Genomic DNA, 17129 nt, shown 5'->3' on the forward strand with positions numbered 1-17129 from the left:
GTGATTCGGCAATGCGGGCGCCCGGGATGCGGTCAGGCGCTGCCCGGCCGGAATGGCTTGCCCAGCGACGCCGGCATGTTCAGGCGAATCCACGCCGGATTCCGCGAGATCAAGGCCAGCACGACGATGGTGGCCGCGTACGGCAGCATCGACAGGAATTGCGACGGCACGGATACGCCAATGCCCTGCAGGTAGAACTGCAGGATCGTCACGCCGCCGAACAGCCATGCACCGACCAGCACGCGGCCCGGACGCCAGGTGGCGAACGTGGTCAGCGCTAGCGCGATCCAGCCGCGCCCGGCCACGAGGTTCTCGACCCACATCGGCGTATAGACCAGCGACAGGTAGGCCCCCGCAAGTCCGCAGCAGGCGCCGCCGAACAGCAGCGCGCCAAACCGGATCCAGCGCACCGGATAGCCCAGCGCATGCGCCGATTCGGGCGACTCGCCGATGGCGCGCAGCGTCAGGCCGGCACGGGTGCGGAACAGGAACCACATGATGGCGAAGCACAGCAGCAGGCTGAAGTAGACCATCCAGTGATGCTGGAAGAACGCCGGTCCGATGAAGGGAAGGTCGGCCAGGTACGGGACCGACTTGGCCTGTGCCGGCATGGCATAGCCCACGAAGCGTTGCGCCATGAAGGCCGACATGCCGGTGCCGAAGATCGACAGCGCCAGGCCGGTGGCGACCTGGTTGGTGGCCAGCACCAGCGCGAGCCACGAGAACAGCGTCGCCATCAGCATGCCGGCGCCGGCGCCGGCGATAAAGCCCAGCAGCGGCGACTGCGTCTGGTAGCCGACCATGAAGCCCAGTGCGGCGGCCACCAGCATCATGCCTTCGGCGCCGAGATTCAGGACGCCCGAACGCTCGTTGACGAGCAGGCCCAGCGCGGCCAGCAGCAGCGGGGTGCCGGCGTTGATCGCGGTGGCGATCAGGGGAGCAAGTTGTTCCATATTGTTTGTCCGCTCCGGGTCAGGCAGCACGTGCGCGCCAGCGCAGTCGGTTGTCGATCAGCGTGTCGCACGCCAGCAGGAAGAACAGCAGCATGCCCTGGAACACCCAGCCGATCGCTGACGGCAGGCCCAGGCGCGATTGCGCCATTTCGCCGCCGATATAGAACAGCGACATCACGATGCCGCCGAATACGGCACCCACCGGATTCAGGCGGCCGACGAAGGCGACGATGATCGCGGTGAAGCCGTAGCCGGGCGAGATCGATGGCAACAGTTGTCCGATCGGGCCGGTCACCTCGAACGCGCCGGCCAGGCCCGCGGTGGCGCCCGAGATCATCAGCGCGCTCCACAGTGCACTACGCGACGAGAAGCCCGCATAGCGTGCTGCCAGCGGCGCGGTGCCACCGACCTGCAGCCGGTATCCCGCGAAGCTGCGGAATACGAAGACGGTCATGATGGCCACCAGCACCAGCATCACCGCGAAACCCACATGCAGGCGCGAGCCGGGCAGCAGGTTTGGCAGCAGGAACATCGAGGCGAACACCTTCGATTGCGGGAAGTTCATGCCATTGGGGTCTTTCAGCGGTCCGTTGACCACCCATAGCAGCAGCTGCTGCGCGATATAGGTCAGCATCAGCGACACCAGGATCTCGTTGGCATTGAAGCGGTCCTTGAGCAGCGCGGTGACCGAGGCCCATACCATGCCGCCGATGCAGCCGGCCAGCGATGCCAGTACCAGTACCGCAGGGCCACTGGCGGTGTTGCCGGGCGTGTCGAACCACAGCACGGTAGCGCCAGCAAAAATGCCGCCCAGGATCAGTTGGCCGTCGGCGCCGATATTCCACACATTGGCGCGATAGCAGACCGACAGGCCCAGTGCGCACAGCACCAGCGGCACGGTCTTGAGCAGTACCTCGCCAATCGCGCGCTTGTCCTTGAGCGGATCGACCAGGAACACCTTGAGCGCGGCCACGGGGTCCTTGCCGAGGATCAGGAACAGCAGTGCGCCGAACAGCAGCGTCAGCACGATGGCAAACACCGGCGAGGCATAGGCCATGCCGCGTGACGGCGCGCCGCGTGGCGCAAGCGTAATGGGGGAGAGCAGCTTAGCCATGGCGAGCTACCTCCGCGGTGGAATCGGCCTGCTGGCTCGCTGGCCCGCCTTCCCAGAGTCCGCTCATCCACAGTCCCACCTGCTCGCGCGTGGCGGTTTCGACCGGGATCGACGGCGAGAGATGGCCCTTGGCGATCACGTGCAGGCGATCGCAGATCGCGAACAGTTCGTCGAGTTCTTCGGATACCACGAGGATCGCGCAGCCGGTGGCCTTGAGCGCGAGGATCTCGTTGTGAATCTGTGCGGCGGCACCCACGTCGACGCCCCAGGTTGGTTGCGCCACGATCAGCACCTTCGGGCCAGCCTCGATTTCGCGGCCCACGATGAATTTCTGGAGATTGCCGCCGGACAGGCTGCGCGCCAGCGCACCCGGCCCGCTGGCCTTGACACGGAAGCGGTTGATGATGCTGGCCGCCAGCCCCTCCGCCGCAGCCGACGAGACCATGCCGCCGCGCACATACGGCGGGGTCTGGTGCGACAGCAGTACGTTCGACGTCAGGCTCATGCCCGGTACGGCACCGCGTCCCAGTCGCTCCTCCGGCACGAAGGCCAGCCCTGCGCGGCGGCGGCCGCGCGCGTCCAGTTTGCCCACCGGCTTGCCGTCGAGATGGACCGCCGCGCCGTTGGTACGGGCATCCTCGCCGGACAACGCCGCCAGCAGTTCCTGCTGGCCATTGCCCGAGACCCCGGCAATGCCGACGATCTCGCCAGCGTGCACATCGAGCGCAATGCGCTGCAGCGCGGTCGCGAACTGGTGTGCGGGAGGCATCGACAGATCGCGCACGGCCAGCTTCACGGCACCGCGTTCGGCCGTCACGCGCGCCTCGCGCGGCGGTTCGCCGCCGATCATCATGCGCGACAGTGACGCCGCGCTTTGTTCGCGCGGATCGCAGATGCCCGTGACGCGGCCCATGCGCATGACCGTGGCGTGATGGCACAGCGCCCGGATTTCGTCGAGCTTGTGGCTGATATAGAGGATGCTGGTGCCTTCGGCCGCCAGTTGGCGCAGCGTGACGAACAGCGTTTCAACCGCCTGCGGCGTCAGCACCGAGGTGGGTTCGTCAAGTATCAGCAACTGCGGGTTGGCCAGCAGCGCGCGCACGATTTCCACGCGCTGGCGCTCGCCCACGGACAGCGTGTGGACATGGCGATGCGGTTCCAGCGGCAGGCCGTAGCGCTCGGCCGTGGCGCGGATCCGTTCGGCCAGTTGCTTCATGTTGCCGGCATCTTTCGGGGGCAGGCCCAGCGCGATGTTCTCGGCCACGGTCAGCGTGTCGAACAGCGAGAAATGCTGGAAGACCATCGCAATGCCCAGATTGCGGGCATCGTGCGGACTGGCAATGGACACCGGCGCGCCATTGAAGTGCATCTCGCCGGCGTCGGGACGAACCGCGCCGAAGATGATCTTCATGAGGGTGGACTTGCCGGCGCCGTTCTCGCCGAGGACGGCATGGATCTCGCCCGGTGCGACGGCAAGGCTGACGTCGTCGTTGGCGGTCACGCCGGGATAGCGCTTGGTGATATGCGCAAGCGCCAGCCTGGGGGGTGTTTGTGATGTCACTGAAGCGGCTCGAATTGTTATGGCGGCAACGTCTTGTTCAGGCACGTGACAGCGGCTGTGCGTGGCGCAGCATCGCCGCGCGGCAGGTCGTCATCATCATGCTTGCGTGATGTCCGGAATTTGCGATGAATTATATAAGTGCGTGGGGGTCGGGCGGACCACTTTGACCCTCTAGCCGTGCCCCACAACGGATACAGGGAGGTTGCAAGTCGCGTGCCGACCACACTGGCAAAGAAAAACCGCCGCGCTGCCGGTCAGGGCAGGGCGGCGGTCAGGGTTGACCCGGATCGGGTCGCGTGTCAGGCAGCGCTGGCGGGGATCGTCGCAAAACGGCCTTCGCGGAAGTCGGCCAGCGTCTGGTAGATCTGCTCCTGCGTGTTCATCACGAACGGACCGTACTGCGCGATCGGTTCGTTCAGCGGCTGACCTGCGATCACCAGGAAGCGCGCGTCTTCGTCCGCCGCGATCACCACGCCGTCGGCCTGGCCGGCATTGTCGAGCACGCCCATGCGCTGCGATTCCACCACCGCGGCGTCGCCATCGCCAATCTTCACCGCGCCGCGATAGACGTACACGAATGCGTTATGGCCGGCCGGCAGGGCCTGCGCAAAGCGTTGGCCCGCCGGCAGATGCACGTCCAGGTACAGCGGCTCGGTGACCGGGCGTGTGACCGCGCCCGCCACGCCATGCGAGGCGCCAGCCAGCACGCGCACCGTACCGCCGCCTGGCAGTGCCACGGTGGGGATCGCCGCCGCGGGCATGTCGCGGTACCAGGGCGTGGCCATCTTGTCGGCCGCCGGCAGGTTGAGCCAGAGCTGGAAGCCTTCCATGCGACCGTCCTCCTGCTCAGGCAATTCCGAGTGCACCACGCCGGAGCCCGCCACCATCCACTGCGCGCCGCCGTTCTCCAGCAGCCCTTCGTGGCCGGCGCTGTCGCGATGGCGCATGCGGCCGGCCAGCATGTACGTGATGGTCTCGAAGCCGCGGTGCGGGTGGTCGGGGAAGCCGCCGATGTAGTCGTCCTTGTTGTCGGTGCCAAATGCATCGAGCATCAGGAACGGGTCCAGCCGGCGTTGCAGGTTCTGCGTCAGCACACGCGTCAGCTTGACGCCGGCACCATCGGACGTGGCAATGCCGCGCACCACACGGTCCACGCTGCGCGAGCGCTGCACGGTTTCCGTGGCGGTGGCCGGAACGGTGGAAATCTGGGTGTGGGTGGTCATGTCGGTTTCTCCTGTGGGATGGCGCCGCGCTATTCGGAGGGCCATCGGATCTACCTCTGCAATGTAAGGGTTTGGTGCGAAAGCGGTAGACCGCAACCAGGCAACACATTGTTCTATTTTCAGGACGCGTGACCCGCGAATGGTGCTATCCCTGCAACGCGGGGCGGCGGGCGCCGGTGTGGATGTTTCATGGGCAGTATCCGAAAAACAGAACAATGGCGGCCAGGAAAAAGTTGACCGCGGTTGGGCGAAAATCCGGCGTGGAAAACGTAAAGATGACGGAATCGATGAAGATGTGTAGAATAGCGGTCTCTTTGTCATCCGTTGCTGTGAATTGCATTGGGTCGGCCTGCACCCCGAATCCGCGCAATCCGTTGTCCAGCAACGGCCGATTGACCGGCGGCGCATACCGAAAGCGCGTTTTCATACGACTTGATCCGACATCAGTCGCCGCCACTGGCCAACCCGAACGGGTTGCGCCGCACCTGCGGGTTTGGGCCTTGCGCCTGGACCCCATCAATCGGGTGATTCGCTGACCTCCAGGTCGGTGACGCACCCAAAAGTCCGTCCGCCGGCAATCGTCCCGGTCATGGCGGCAAGGCAATCTGAACCAGGGCCCCGGCGGGCACCCCCATCGACAGAACTCCGCCGGCCCATTTGTTTCCGCATCCCGGGATGTGGCGGCTCATGCATTTCGTTTTTTGCATGTGGTCGTTTGCGCCGGAGTTGGAGAGGGGAATATGTCAAAGCAAACCATCCGGGCCATGGCCTGGGGTGGCGTCGTTGCCATTGCGCTGGCCGGACTGGTCGCGTGGATTGGCGTCGATGTCATCCATCAATACCAGGACCGCCTGTTCTACGACGTGGCCGACCATCTGCGCCTCGTGGCGATCTCGATGACGCTAGCGCTGCTGACGGGCGTGCCGGCCGGCATCGCGCTGAGCCGCCCGTGCATGCGCCGCTGGGCCGACAAGCTCATGCAGGTCTTCAATATCGGCAATACGGTGCCCTCGCTGGCCGTGCTGGCGCTGGCACTGGCCGTGCTCGGCATTGGCGAGCGGCCGGCCATCCTGGCGCTGTGGCTCGCATCGCTGCTGCCGATCGTACGCAATACCTACGAAGGGTTGCGCACGGTGTCGCCGGCGCTCAAGGAAGCGGCACGCGGCATCGGCATGACACCGTGCCAGCGCCTGCTGCGCGTGGAGTTGCCCAATGCACTGCCGGTGATCCTGGCCGGCGTACGGATCAGCCTGGTGATCAATGTCGGCACAGTGCCGCTGTCGTTCCTGATCGGCGCAAACAGCCTGGGCGAACTGATCTTCCCGGGCATCTACCTGAACAACCAGCCGCTGCTGTTGCTGGGCGCCGCCGCTACCGCGCTGCTGGCCCTGGCACTTGACGCGCTGTTCGCTACCGCTGGCCACGTGTATCTGCGCCGCCGCGGCCTGGCTCGCTAAGGAGGCCGCATGGCATCGAAAACTCGTAACCGCCTTGCCGAAGGGCGGACATTCTGGCTCTTTGCCGCGGCCGGTATTGCGCTGGCCGCGCTGCTGCTGAGCACCGCTCCGGCCCGCGCGCAGGAAGGCGCCGCACCGGTCAAGGTAGGCGGCAAGAATTTCACCGAACAACTGATCCTGTCGTCGATGACGACGCAGTACCTGAAGGCCAAGGGCATCGACGCGACCTTGACGTCGGGCCTTGGCAGCACGCTGATGCGCCAGGCCATGGAATCGGGGCAGCTCGATGTGGTGTGGGACTACACGGGCACCGCGCTGATCGTGTTCAACAAGGTCGCGGAAAAGCTCGACGGTCCCGAGAGCTACAAGCGCGTGAAGCAGCTCGACGCGGCCAAGGGGCTGGTCTGGCTCGATCCTTCCCAAGTCAACAACACCTATGCGTTCGCGATGCCGAAGGAGCGCGCCGGTAGCATCACCACGCTGTCGGCCTATGCCGAGAAGATGCGTGCCGAAGGCGAGAGCAAGCCGCATCCGCTGGCGGTCGACATGGAATTCGCCGCGCGTCCCGATGGACTGGAACCGCTGAAGGCCGCCTACAAGCTGCCGTTCACGCGCAAGGACGTGATCCAGCTCGACCCGGGCCTGGTCTACACGGCGCTCAAGAACAACCAGGTCGACCTGGGTCTGGTCTATACGACCGATGGACGCGTGAAGGGCTTCGACCTCGTGCTGCTGGCAGACGACCTGCATTACTTCCCGCCGTACAACGCCGTGCCCGTGGTGCGCAAGGCCGTGCTCGATGCGCGCCCCGAACTGGCAGGCCTGCTCAATGCGCTGGCTGCCAAGCTCGACAATGCGGCAATGACCGACATGAACTACAAGGTCGATATCGACCAGCAACCCGTGGACAAGGTGGCCGGCGATTTCCTGCGTAGCCACGGACTGATCTGAGGAGCCGCGCATGGATCTGCTGACTTATCTTCACCATAGCTGGCCCACGCTGTTGCGGCTGACGGGCGAGCATCTTGCGCTGGTCGGTTCCGCAGTGGGCATGGCCATCCTCATCGGCGTGCCGCTGGGCATCCTGATCACCCGCCATCGCTTCCTGGCCACGCCGCTGCTGGCGCTGGCCACGGTGGTGCTGACGCTGCCATCGATCGCACTGTTCGGCCTGATGATTCCGATCTTCGCGCGTTTCGGCCACGCACTGGGCTACGTGCCGGCCGTGACGGCCGTGTTCCTGTACTCGCTGCTGCCGATCATGCGCAACACGTACACGGCGCTGGCCAACGTGGATGCGGGCATCCAGGAGGCGGGGCGCGGCATCGGCATGACCACCTGGCAGCGCATGCGGCTGGTGGACCTGCCGATGGCAGTGCCGGTGATTCTCGGCGGTGTTCGCACGGCCGTGGTGATGAACATCGGGGTAGCCACCATTGCCGCCATCATTGGCGCGGGTGGCCTGGGGGTGCTGATCCTGCAAGCGATCAGCCAGAGCAACATGAGCAAGCTGGCCGTGGGCGCGGTCCTGGTCAGCCTGCTCGCCATCGTGGCCGACGCCTGCCTGCAAGCCCTGCAGCGCGCGCTGACGCCGAAAGGAATCCGTCAATGATCGAACTCGACAAACTCACAAAGTCCTTCCCGCAAAAGGACGGTACCGAAGTGCGCGCGGTGAATTCCGTCAGCCTGACGGTGCCACGCGGTGAGATCTGTGTGTTCCTCGGCCCGTCGGGCTGCGGCAAGACCACCACGCTGAAGATGATCAACCGGCTGATCGAGCCGACGTCCGGCACCGTGCGTATCGACGGCGAAGACACGACTGGTATCGACGGCGTGACGCTGCGTCGCAAGATCGGCTACGTGATCCAGCAGATCGGCCTGTTCCCGAACATGACGATCGAAGAGAACATCATGGTTGTGCCGCGCCTGCTGGGCTGGAACAAGAAGCAATGTCGCGAGCGCGCCCGGGAACTGATCCGCATGGTGCAGCTCGATCCGGACAAGATGCTCAAGCGCTATCCGCGCGAGCTGTCCGGCGGCCAGCAGCAGCGTATCGGTGTGATCCGCGCACTGGCGGCCGATGCGCCGGTGTTGCTGATGGATGAACCGTTCGGCGCGGTGGATCCGATCAATCGCGAGAGCATCCAGAACGAGTTCTTCCAGATGCAGCGCCAGCTGGGCAAGACCGTGATCATGGTGTCCCACGATATCGACGAGGCGATCAAGCTGGGCGACAAGGTGGCTGTGTTCCGTGGTGGCAAGCTCGTACAGTTCGATCATCCCGACGCGTTGCTCGCGCATCCGGCCGATGACTTCGTGCAGGCATTCGTGGGACATGACAACACGCTCAAACGCCTGCTGCTGGTGCGTGCCGGTGACGCGGCCACGCTGCCGCCAAGCTGCCGCCCGGAGATGACGCTGGCCGAAGCGTTCGGCGTGATGGACGATGCCGATGTGCGGCACCTGCCGGTACTGGACGATGCGCAGCGTGCGCTGGGTTATGTCACACGTCGCGATGTGCGCAACGCATTGGCGAATGGTGGCAACTGCGCGGACGTGATGCGGCAATTCACCACCACCGCCGCGTTCGACGAGCATCTGCGTATCGTGTTGTCGCGCATGTACCAGCACAACACGAGCTGGTTGCCTGTCATTGATGGTGACGGCATCTATCTGGGCGAGGTTACGCAGGAGTCGATTGCCGATTACCTGAGTTCCGGACGTTCGCGCGGTACCGCGCCAGTGATCCAGCCCCCGGTGCCCGTGGCACCAGCGAAGGCGCCCGTGGCAGCTTGAAGCGTCCTGGGCAACAAGAAAACGGCCGCATCAGCGGCCGTTTGTCATTGCAGCAAGGCGCGGCAATCAGGCGTGACCGAGCTCGCCATCCTTCAGGCGCCACAGGTTCAGCGGGTTGCCGTTCTTGAGCGCTTCCGGCAGCAGTTCGGCCGGTACGTTCTGGTAGCAGACCGGGCGCAGGAAACGATCCAGCGCCGTGGTGCCCACCGACGTCGTGCGAGTGTCAGACGTGGCCGGGAACGGGCCGCCGTGGACCATCGCGAACGACACTTCCACGCCGGTCGGATAGCCATTGAACAGCACGCGGCCCACCTTGCGCTCCAGCGCCGGCAGCAGTTGCGCGGCCAGTGCGTGGTCGCCCTGGTCGGCCTGCACGGTAGCGGTCAGTTGGCCTTCGAGAACGCGGGTTACGGCAACCAGTGCATCGGCGTCCTTGCAGACCACGAGTACCGTCGACGGGCCGAAGACTTCGGCGTGCATGCGATGGTCGGCGATGAACTTGTCGGCCGAGGTTTCGAAGAACACCGGGCGTGCCTGGTTCGGACCCGTGGCATCGATGCCGCAGGCGGCACGGTTCAGGCCGGTGACTTCCGACAATTGCGCGACGCCCCGTTCGAATGCCTGGTGAATGCCCGGCGTCAGCATCGTGGCTGCGGGCTTGCCGGTCAGCGCAGCGTGTGCGGTGGCGCGGAATTTTTCCAGGGCCGGACCTTCGATGGCCAGCAGCAGGCCGGGGTTCGTGCAGAACTGGCCGACGCCCATCACCAGCGAATCGATCAGGTCACGGGCGATCTGTTCGCCGCGCGCGGCCAGTGCCTCGGGCAGCAGATAGACCGGGTTGATACTGCTCATTTCCGCATAGACGGGAATCGGCACCGGGCGGCTGTTGGCCACGTTCAGCAATGCCAGGCCGCCGGCACGCGATCCTGTGAAGCCCACTGCCTGGATAACCGGATGCGCGACCAGCGCGGTGCCAATGGCAGTGCCCACGCCTTGCACCATCGAGAACACACCTTCGGGCAGGCTAGCATCGGCCACGGCCTTCTGGATCACGCGGCCCACCAGTTCCGAGGTGCCCGGATGTGCCGGGTGGGCCTTGGCCACTACCGGGCAGCCTGCAGCGAGCGCGGATGCGGTGTCGCCGCCAGCTACCGAGAAGGCCAGCGGGAAGTTGCTGGCGCCGAACACGGCCACCGGACCCACGGCGATGCGCTGCATGCGCAGGTCGGGACGCGGCGGGGTGCGTTCGGGCAGGGCGCTGTCGAGCGTGGCGGTTTGCCAGCGGCCATCGCGCAACACACGGGCAAACAGACGCAGTTGGCCTGCGGTGCGGCCACGTTCGCCTTGCAGACGGGCGATCGGCAGTGCCGTTTCGGCATGCGCGCGCTGGATCAGTTCGTCACCAAGGGCTTCCAGGCCGGCGGCAATCGCTTCCAGGAAGCTGGCACGTTGCTCGGGCGAAGTGGCGCGATAGGTGTCGAATGCGGCTTCGGCCAGTGTGCAGGCGCGCTCCACATCGGCTGCGGTGCTGCCCTGGTAGGCAGGCTCGAGCTTGTCACCGGTGGCGGGGTTGATGCCGTAGAAAGTGTCTTCGGTACCGCGAGCGGCGGAGGCGCCGATCAGCATTTCGCCAGTAATCGTCATGATCTTGGGTCCTGCGGAAAAGGTAATGAAAGGGCGGCCAGAGCACCGTCAGCCAGAGAAGATGCAGCCAAGGGTGCCTGCAGAGATTTTGTCGTAAGACATCATATGACAACCAGCGATGACCCGCAACCGCACTGGCCGGAGGGCAATGCACCGGCCTTGTGCATGGCTCAGGTCGGCGTGCCGGCCATGGCCGAAGCCTTGCGCAGCCGTTCCCGGCTGTTGGTCAGGTGCATGCGCATGGCAGCCTTTGCGGCTTCCGGGTCACGCCGCTCGATGGCGTCGTAGATGCTTTCATGCTCGAAGTTCACGCGCTCCAGATACTGCTCGCGTTCGGGCTGGCTAACCTGGAGCCGGCTGCGCGGAATCACCATGGTGCCCAGGTGGCCCATGATGTCCGTGAAATAGCGGTTGCTCGTGGCACGCGCGATCGACAGATGAAACTCGAAGTCCGATCCCACTGCATCGTTGCCCTCGGCGGCATTGCGCTTCATGTCATCCAGCGCGCGGCGCATGGCGCGCAGTTGGTCGTCGGTGCGGCGCGTGGCGGCCAGGCTGGCGGCCTCGGCCTCCAGGCTGACCCGGAATTCGAGCATCGCCATCACATCCATGGCCGTGATCATGGCCGAGGGATCGATGCGGAACGGCGAATGCATGTCCGCAGGACGGTTGAGCACGAAGGTACCGATGCCGTGGCGTGTCTCGACCAGGCCGCTGGCCTGCAGCCGCGACAGCGCCTCGCGTACCACGGTACGGCTCACGCCGAGCGTGGCCATGATTTCGGATTCGGTCGGGAGTTTGTCGCCTGGCTTGATCTGGCCCTGCTGGATGCTGTCGGTCAGGTTGCCGACCACTTCTTCGGCAAGCGTGCGGCCACGGCGGCGCAGGGGCGCGGGCGAAGTCATCGAAACGTTGGACATGGGCGAGCAGATAGATGGACCAGTGTGGGAATGACCCTGTCAGCCTCGGTGTTGACCGATTGACCGGGCAGGGATGCGCTTATTATACTTCGTCATAAGTCATACGACGACCGATAACGCACAGGAACTTGCGATCGTTATAACGTTGTGGCAGTGCGACAGCAGCAAATGCTTCGGTCAGCTAATGTATTAGCGTATGAGCTAGAAAGACAGCAGGGCGCATTTCCGTCATTTCTCATTAGTGAGAAGCGCGATCCCGGCGGCCCAATCACCAGGACTCGGAGACGATCCACATGAACGCACAATCCCAAGCCAGCGGCGTTGCCGCGCCTATCACGCCCATCACGCCCGTCGTAACCGAGCTGACTGTCGTGCCCGTAGCGGGCCACGACAGCATGCTGATGAACCTGTCCGGTGCGCATGGCCCGTACTTCACGCGCAATATCGTGATCCTCAAGGACAGCGCCGGCAATACCGGCGTGGGTGAGGTTCCCGGCGGCGAGAGCATTCGCCAGACGCTCGAGGATGCACGCCCGCTGGTGGTGGGGCAGCCGATCGGCCAGTACCTGGCCATCCTGAACCAGGTGCGCGCCACGTTCGCCAATCGCGACGCCGGGGGCCGTGGCCTGCAGACGTTTGACCTGCGCATCACGATTCACGCGGTGACCGCGCTTGAGGCGGCCTTGCTCGACCTGCTCGGCAAGCACCTGCAGGTGCCGGTGGCCGCGCTGCTTGGTGAAGGCCAGCAACGCGATGCCGTGGAGATGCTGGGCTACCTGTTCTATGTGGGCGACCGCCAGAAGACCACGCTCGATTACCGTACCGAGCCGAACGCCGACAACGAATGGTTCCGCGTGCGCAACGAGGTGGCCATGGACGCCAAGGGCGTGGTGCGCCTGGCCGAGGCCGCGTACGAACGCTACGGCTTCAACGACTTCAAGCTCAAGGGCGGCGTGCTGCGTGGCGACGAGGAAATGGAAGCGATCATCGCGCTGCATGAGCGGTTCCCGAAGGCCCGCGTCACGCTGGACCCCAACGGCGGCTGGCTGCTGGCCGATGCGATCCGCATCTGCCGCGACAAGCACGGCATCCTGGCCTATGCGGAAGACCCGTGCGGAGCCGAGGACGGGTACTCGGGCCGCGAGATCATGGCCGAGTTCCGTACCGCGACCGGCCTGCCGACCGCCACCAACATGATCGCCACCGACTGGCGCCAGATGGGCCACGCGGTGCGTCTGCAGTCGGTGGATATCCCGCTGGCCGATCCGCACTTCTGGACCATGCAGGGTTCGGTGCGCGTGGCGCAGATGTGTTCGGAGTGGGGCCTGACCTGGGGTTCGCATTCGAACAACCACTTCGATATTTCGCTGGCGATGTTCACGCATGTAGCCGCCGCCGCGCCGGGCCGCGTGACGGCCATCGACACGCACTGGATCTGGCAGGACGGCGAACACCTGACGCGCAATCCGCTGAAGATCGAAGGTGGTCTGGTGCAGGTGCCGAAGACCCCGGGGCTGGGCGTGGAGCTCGACATGGATGCGCTGGCACGTGCCAACCGGCTGTATCAGGAGAAGGGCCTCGGCGCACGCGACGATGCGATCGCCATGCAGTTCCTGATTCCGAACTGGAAGTTCAACAACAAGATGCCTTGCATGGTGCGTTGAGCCGGCATAGCCCCCCTGCTCGATAGGCGGGGGCTATCGCTTCCTCGCTTTGCGTACTCACTGGAAACGCAAAAAACAAAAATGCCGCGGTGCCTTCTCTGGCGCCGCGGCATTTTTTTGTATCTGGCGGAAGCGGTGAGATTCGAACTCACGGATGGGTCACCCCATCGGCAGTTTTCAAGACTGCTGCCTTAAACCACTCGGCCACGCTTCCATAGTGAATCGCGGGCATTGTAGCGTGTCATCCGCCATGCCCGGCCGCGCATTATACAAGGATGCGCAGCGGCACAGTGTGATGTTTGTCGTGTCGGTGTTTGTCGGACACAGCGGAACCATGTCGCATCGGCACATCTCCTAAGAGAGACGACATGCGTGGGCGGGCCCCGCATGTTGGCCTTTTCATATAGCCCAAACAGCCAAAAAGGGAGAACTATTCATGCAAGATCAACGCAAATACCAACGTAAAGACAAAGCCAGATCGTGGTTGGCCCTCGGAAGCCTCGGCGCGCTGGCGCTGGCTGCCGGCCTGTCCGGTTGCGCACAACCGGGTTACGGCGGCTATGGCAACTACAACACGGCGCCGCCGCAGACCGGCTATCAGCAACCGGGTACCCAGAGCTATCAGGCTCCGGCCGGATCGGTGTTTACGGGCCGGGTGGAATCGATTGAGCCGATCCAGTCCACGCAGGGCAGTTCAGGCATCCTGGGTACCGTGATTGGCGGTGCAGCGGGTGGCCTGCTCGGTCACCAGATTGGTGGCGGCCGCGGACAGACTGCCGCAACGATCGTGGGTGCAGTGGGTGGTGCCGTGGCAGGCAACCAGATCGAGAAGCGCACGGGCAGCAATACTTCCACTGCATATCGCGTAAATGTGCGACTTGACGATGGCAGGGTGGCCACGGTGACGCAGAGCAATCTTGGCAACCTGCGCGTGGGTGACCGCGCACGCGTAGCCAACGATATGGCCACGCCTTACTGATTGGTTTGCAATCAAAAGAAAACACGCCACACGTGTCACGCGTGTGGCGTTTTTTTCTTACGTTGCCAGTTGTTATGCGCCGGCCCTCTCCCCCAGCCCCTCTCCCGCGTGCGGGAGAGGGGAGCAGAACCGGTGGCGTTTCAAACTCAATCCCTCAGGAACATCTCCTGCAGGTCATTGAGGAAGCGGCGGCCCAGTTCGGTCGGCTTGATCATGGTGGGGTCCGCTTCGAGCAGGCCCTTCTGTTCCGCGGCTGCCAGTTGCTTGCCGATCGTGTGCAACGGCAGGCCGGTGTAGTCGTGGAAGCTTGTTGCCGATACGCCATCGGTAAGCCGTAGCGCGTTGAGCATGAACTCGAAGGGCAGGTCGTCGGCGCTGACGTCGTGCGCTTCCTGTACTGCATTGCCGGCCATGGCCTGCGCCATATACGTGGCCGGATGCTTGTGGCGCATCTGGCGCAGGATGCGGTGCGGGAACGACAGCTTGCCGTGCGCGCCGGCACCAATGCCGAGATAGTCGCCAAATCGCCAGTAGTTCAGATTGTGCTTCGCCTCCCGATGCGGCCTGGCGTAAGCGGAAGTCTCATAGTGCCGATAGCCGGCCTGCGCCGTGCGCGCTTCGACGATATCCTGCATCTCGTACGCGAGATCTTCGTCCGGAAGTGCTGGCGGAAACTTCGCGAACAACGTGTTCGGTTCCAGCGTCAGATGGTAGAGCGACAGGTGCGTGGTGCCATAAGACAACGCCGCCTCGAGGTCGCGCACGCACTCGTCCACCGTCTGCCCCGGCAGCGCGTACATCAGGTCCAGGTTGACGTTGTCGAAATGCCTGAGCGCGATATCGATCGCCGCACGGGCCTCGCGCTCGCCATGGATGCGCCCCAGTGCCTGCAGATGCGGGTCGTTGAAACTCTGAATGCCGATCGACAACCGGTTGATACCGCTCGCGCGATAGCTTGCGAACCGTTCGGCCTCGAACGTGCCGGGGTTGGCCTCCATCGTGATCTCGGCATCGGCATCGAGCGGCAGCAGTGCGCGGATGTCCGACAGCAGGCGGTCCATGCCGGCCGCCGAAAGCAGGCTCGGCGTGCCGCCGCCGATAAATACGGTGTGGACCGGACGGCCCCATACCAGTGGCAGCGATTGTTCGAGATCGGCGCGCAATGCGTCGAGGTAGGCGTCTTCGGGAATCTCGTGGGTATCGGAGCCCCCCGGCGTCGCATGCGAATTGAAATCGCAATACGGGCACTTGCGCACGCACCAGGGAATATGGATATAGAGCGAGAGCGGCGGCGAGCCGGGCAGGGCGATCTGGCCCGGCTTGAGCCATAGCTGCTGGTGCTCGCCCGGCGAGACCTGTGTGGATGCTGCCGGCTTGCCGCTGCCGGCGGGAATGATCGGAATCATGCGCTCGCGGCCTGCAGACGTGCCACCAGCCCCTGCAGCGCAAGCGCGCGATGGCTGATGCTGTTCTTCTCGTCGGCACTGAGCTCCGCCGCGGTCTTGCCAATCCGTGGCAGCAGGAAGTGCGGATCGTAGCCAAAGCCGCCGGCACCGCGCGGGGCGTCGACCACTTCGCCGGCCCACATGCCTTCGGCAATGATCGGACGCGGGTCTTCGGCATGGCGTACCAGCACCAGCACACAATAGTAGTGCGCGCGGCGGTTCAGCTTGCCAGCCAGTTGCGAGATCAGGTGCGCATTGTTGGCGGCATCGGATTTCGGTTTGCCTACCATGTGTGCGTAGCGCGCCGAATACACGCCGGGCGCGCCGTCGAGCGCGTCGACGCAGATGCCCGAGTCGTCGGCCAGCGCCGGCATGCCGGCCAGGCGGCTGGCATGGCGGGCTTTGGTCAGCGCGTTCTCAACGAACGTCGCGTACGGCTCTTCTGCCTCGGGAATGCCGAGCTCGCCTTGCGGTACGACATCAAAACCGAGCGGCGACAGCAGCGCGCTGAATTCGCGCAGCTTGCCGGCATTGTTGGAGGCCAGGACCAGGCGTTGCATCGTCATTCCCTCCTGCAATCAGAGCCCGAGCGCCTGCTTCTGGTGGCGCACCAGTTCGGCGATGCCCGCCTCGGCCAGGCGCGTCATGGCGTCCAGGTCGGCGCGGCTGAACGGCACGCCTTCGGCCGTGCCCTGCACTTCGACAAAGCCGCCGCTGCCAGTCATCACCACATTCATGTCGGTGTCGCAGTTGCTGTCCTCGGCGTAGTCGAGGTCGAGCACCGGCACGCCATCGACCATGCCGACCGATACCGCCGCGACGAAATCGCGGATCGGGCTCGCGGCAATCTGGCCGTTGCGCAGCATCTGGCTGACCGCATCGTGCGCGGCAACGAAGGCGCCCGTGATGGCGGCGGTACGCGTGCCACCGTCGGCCTGCAGCACGTCGCAATCAAGGTGGATCGTATATTCGCCCAGCGCTGCCAGATCGAACACCGAACGCATGGCGCGGCCGATCAGGCGCTGGATTTCCTGGGTGCGGCCGGTCTGCTTGCCACGGGCGGCTTCACGGTCGGAGCGGGTATGGGTGGCGCGCGGCAGCATGCCGTATTCGGCCGTGACCCAGCCTTCGCCGCTGCCCTTCTTGTGCGGCGGCACCTTGCTCAGCACACTCGCCGTGCACAGCACCTTTGTATCGCCAAAGGCACTCAGCACCGAGCCTTCGGCGTGGCGCGTGTATTGACGGGTCAGGGTGATGGGTCGCAGTGCATCGGCTGCGCGTCCGCTGGGTCGCATGGGGAGTCTTTGTCGGAATCGGGTAAGACCGCGATTCTAACGCCGGCGGGCATTGTGTGCCCGCCGCATCCCGCCAAA

General features: G+C 64.7%; 16 protein-coding genes and 1 tRNA gene. 6 read left to right on the forward strand and 11 right to left on the reverse strand.

Annotated elements, in window-relative coordinates:
* Positions 1 to 32: 32 nt before the first annotated feature.
* The 5 genes from ACO550_RS11310 to ACO550_RS11330 form a co-directional block, all read right to left on the reverse strand.
* Entirely contained in the window at positions 33 to 953 is a 921-nt protein-coding gene (locus ACO550_RS11310; RefSeq protein ID WP_315592247.1) for an ABC transporter permease subunit, read from the reverse strand.
* Positions 954 to 972: 19 nt separating this feature from the next.
* Entirely contained in the window at positions 973 to 2067 is a 1095-nt protein-coding gene (locus ACO550_RS11315) for an ABC transporter permease subunit (protein WP_315592246.1), read from the reverse strand.
* Positions 2060 to 3628, reverse strand: coding sequence for an ATP-binding cassette domain-containing protein (locus tag ACO550_RS11320; RefSeq protein ID WP_315592245.1), 1569 nt, complete (start codon positions 3626 to 3628; stop codon positions 2060 to 2062). Before ACO550_RS11320 ends, ACO550_RS11315 begins: the two co-directional genes overlap by 8 nt.
* A 299-nt stretch (positions 3629 to 3927) precedes the next feature.
* Positions 3928 to 4851 (reverse strand): pirin family protein, encoded by a 924-nt coding sequence (locus tag ACO550_RS11325; protein ID WP_315592244.1) that lies wholly within the window; start codon positions 4849 to 4851, stop codon positions 3928 to 3930.
* 187 nt (positions 4852 to 5038) lie between these two features.
* The gene (locus ACO550_RS11330) at positions 5039 to 5278 is read right to left on the reverse strand and encodes a hypothetical protein (RefSeq protein WP_315592243.1); all 240 of its coding nucleotides are present in this window, start codon (positions 5276 to 5278) and stop codon (positions 5039 to 5041) included.
* A gap of 313 nt (positions 5279 to 5591) precedes the next feature.
* Between ACO550_RS11330 and ACO550_RS11335 the strand changes: the two genes are divergently transcribed.
* Genes ACO550_RS11335 through ACO550_RS11350 form a run of 4 tightly spaced genes read left to right on the forward strand, consistent with a single transcriptional unit; the run spans position 5592 to position 9104 of the window.
* Positions 5592 to 6308 (forward strand): ABC transporter permease, encoded by a 717-nt coding sequence (locus tag ACO550_RS11335; protein WP_315592242.1) that lies wholly within the window; start codon positions 5592 to 5594, stop codon positions 6306 to 6308.
* A gap of 9 nt (positions 6309 to 6317) precedes the next feature.
* Positions 6318 to 7259, forward strand: coding sequence for a glycine betaine ABC transporter substrate-binding protein (locus tag ACO550_RS11340; RefSeq protein ID WP_315592241.1), 942 nt, complete (start codon positions 6318 to 6320; stop codon positions 7257 to 7259).
* Between the two features lie 10 nt (positions 7260 to 7269).
* Positions 7270 to 7920, forward strand: a complete 651-nt coding sequence (locus ACO550_RS11345) for an ABC transporter permease subunit (RefSeq protein ID WP_315592240.1) — start codon at positions 7270 to 7272, stop codon at positions 7918 to 7920.
* On the forward strand, positions 7917 to 9104 hold the full coding sequence (locus ACO550_RS11350; RefSeq protein WP_315592239.1) for an ABC transporter ATP-binding protein: 1188 nt from the start codon (positions 7917 to 7919) through the stop codon (positions 9102 to 9104). The genes ACO550_RS11345 and ACO550_RS11350 overlap by 4 nt, the downstream gene beginning before the upstream one ends.
* Positions 9105 to 9170: 66 nt before the next feature.
* On the opposite strand, the gene ACO550_RS11355 is transcribed toward ACO550_RS11350, so the two are convergent.
* On the reverse strand, positions 9171 to 10748 hold the full coding sequence (locus tag ACO550_RS11355) for an aldehyde dehydrogenase family protein (protein ID WP_315592238.1): 1578 nt from the start codon (positions 10746 to 10748) through the stop codon (positions 9171 to 9173).
* Positions 10749 to 10918: 170 nt separating this feature from the next.
* Positions 10919 to 11668, reverse strand: coding sequence for an FCD domain-containing protein (locus ACO550_RS11360; RefSeq protein WP_315592237.1), 750 nt, complete (start codon positions 11666 to 11668; stop codon positions 10919 to 10921).
* A gap of 293 nt (positions 11669 to 11961) precedes the next feature.
* Here ACO550_RS11360 and gudD point away from each other — a divergent pair, with 293 nt between their 5' ends.
* Positions 11962 to 13332 (forward strand): glucarate dehydratase, encoded by a 1371-nt coding sequence (gene gudD / locus ACO550_RS11365; RefSeq protein WP_485994834.1) that lies wholly within the window; start codon positions 11962 to 11964, stop codon positions 13330 to 13332.
* A 124-nt stretch (positions 13333 to 13456) separates the two neighbouring features.
* On the opposite strand, the gene ACO550_RS11370 is transcribed toward gudD, so the two are convergent.
* Positions 13457 to 13546 (reverse strand) — tRNA-Ser (locus ACO550_RS11370).
* Between the two features lie 222 nt (positions 13547 to 13768).
* On the opposite strand from ACO550_RS11370, the gene ACO550_RS11375 reads away from it, so the two are divergent.
* On the forward strand, positions 13769 to 14311 hold the full coding sequence (locus tag ACO550_RS11375; RefSeq protein WP_315592235.1) for an outer membrane lipoprotein: 543 nt from the start codon (positions 13769 to 13771) through the stop codon (positions 14309 to 14311).
* A gap of 146 nt (positions 14312 to 14457) precedes the next feature.
* Here the strand turns inward: ACO550_RS11375 and hemW are convergent, their stop codons facing one another.
* From hemW to rph, 3 genes are read right to left on the reverse strand one after another with little or no spacing between them, the layout of a single operon-like run.
* Complete coding sequence (gene hemW, locus ACO550_RS11380) at positions 14458 to 15717, reverse strand: radical SAM family heme chaperone HemW (RefSeq protein WP_315592234.1); 1260 nt, start codon at positions 15715 to 15717, stop codon at positions 14458 to 14460.
* Positions 15714 to 16316: an RdgB/HAM1 family non-canonical purine NTP pyrophosphatase gene (rdgB, locus tag ACO550_RS11385; RefSeq protein WP_315592233.1), complete on the reverse strand. Its 603-nt coding sequence runs from the start codon at positions 16314 to 16316 to the stop codon at positions 15714 to 15716. The genes hemW and rdgB overlap by 4 nt, the downstream gene beginning before the upstream one ends.
* 18 nt (positions 16317 to 16334) lie before the next feature.
* Positions 16335 to 17051: a ribonuclease PH gene (rph, locus tag ACO550_RS11390; protein ID WP_315592232.1), complete on the reverse strand. Its 717-nt coding sequence runs from the start codon at positions 17049 to 17051 to the stop codon at positions 16335 to 16337.
* Between the last annotated feature and the right edge of the window lie 78 nt (positions 17052 to 17129).

The sequence above is a fragment of the Cupriavidus sp. genome (assembly GCF_057315035.1).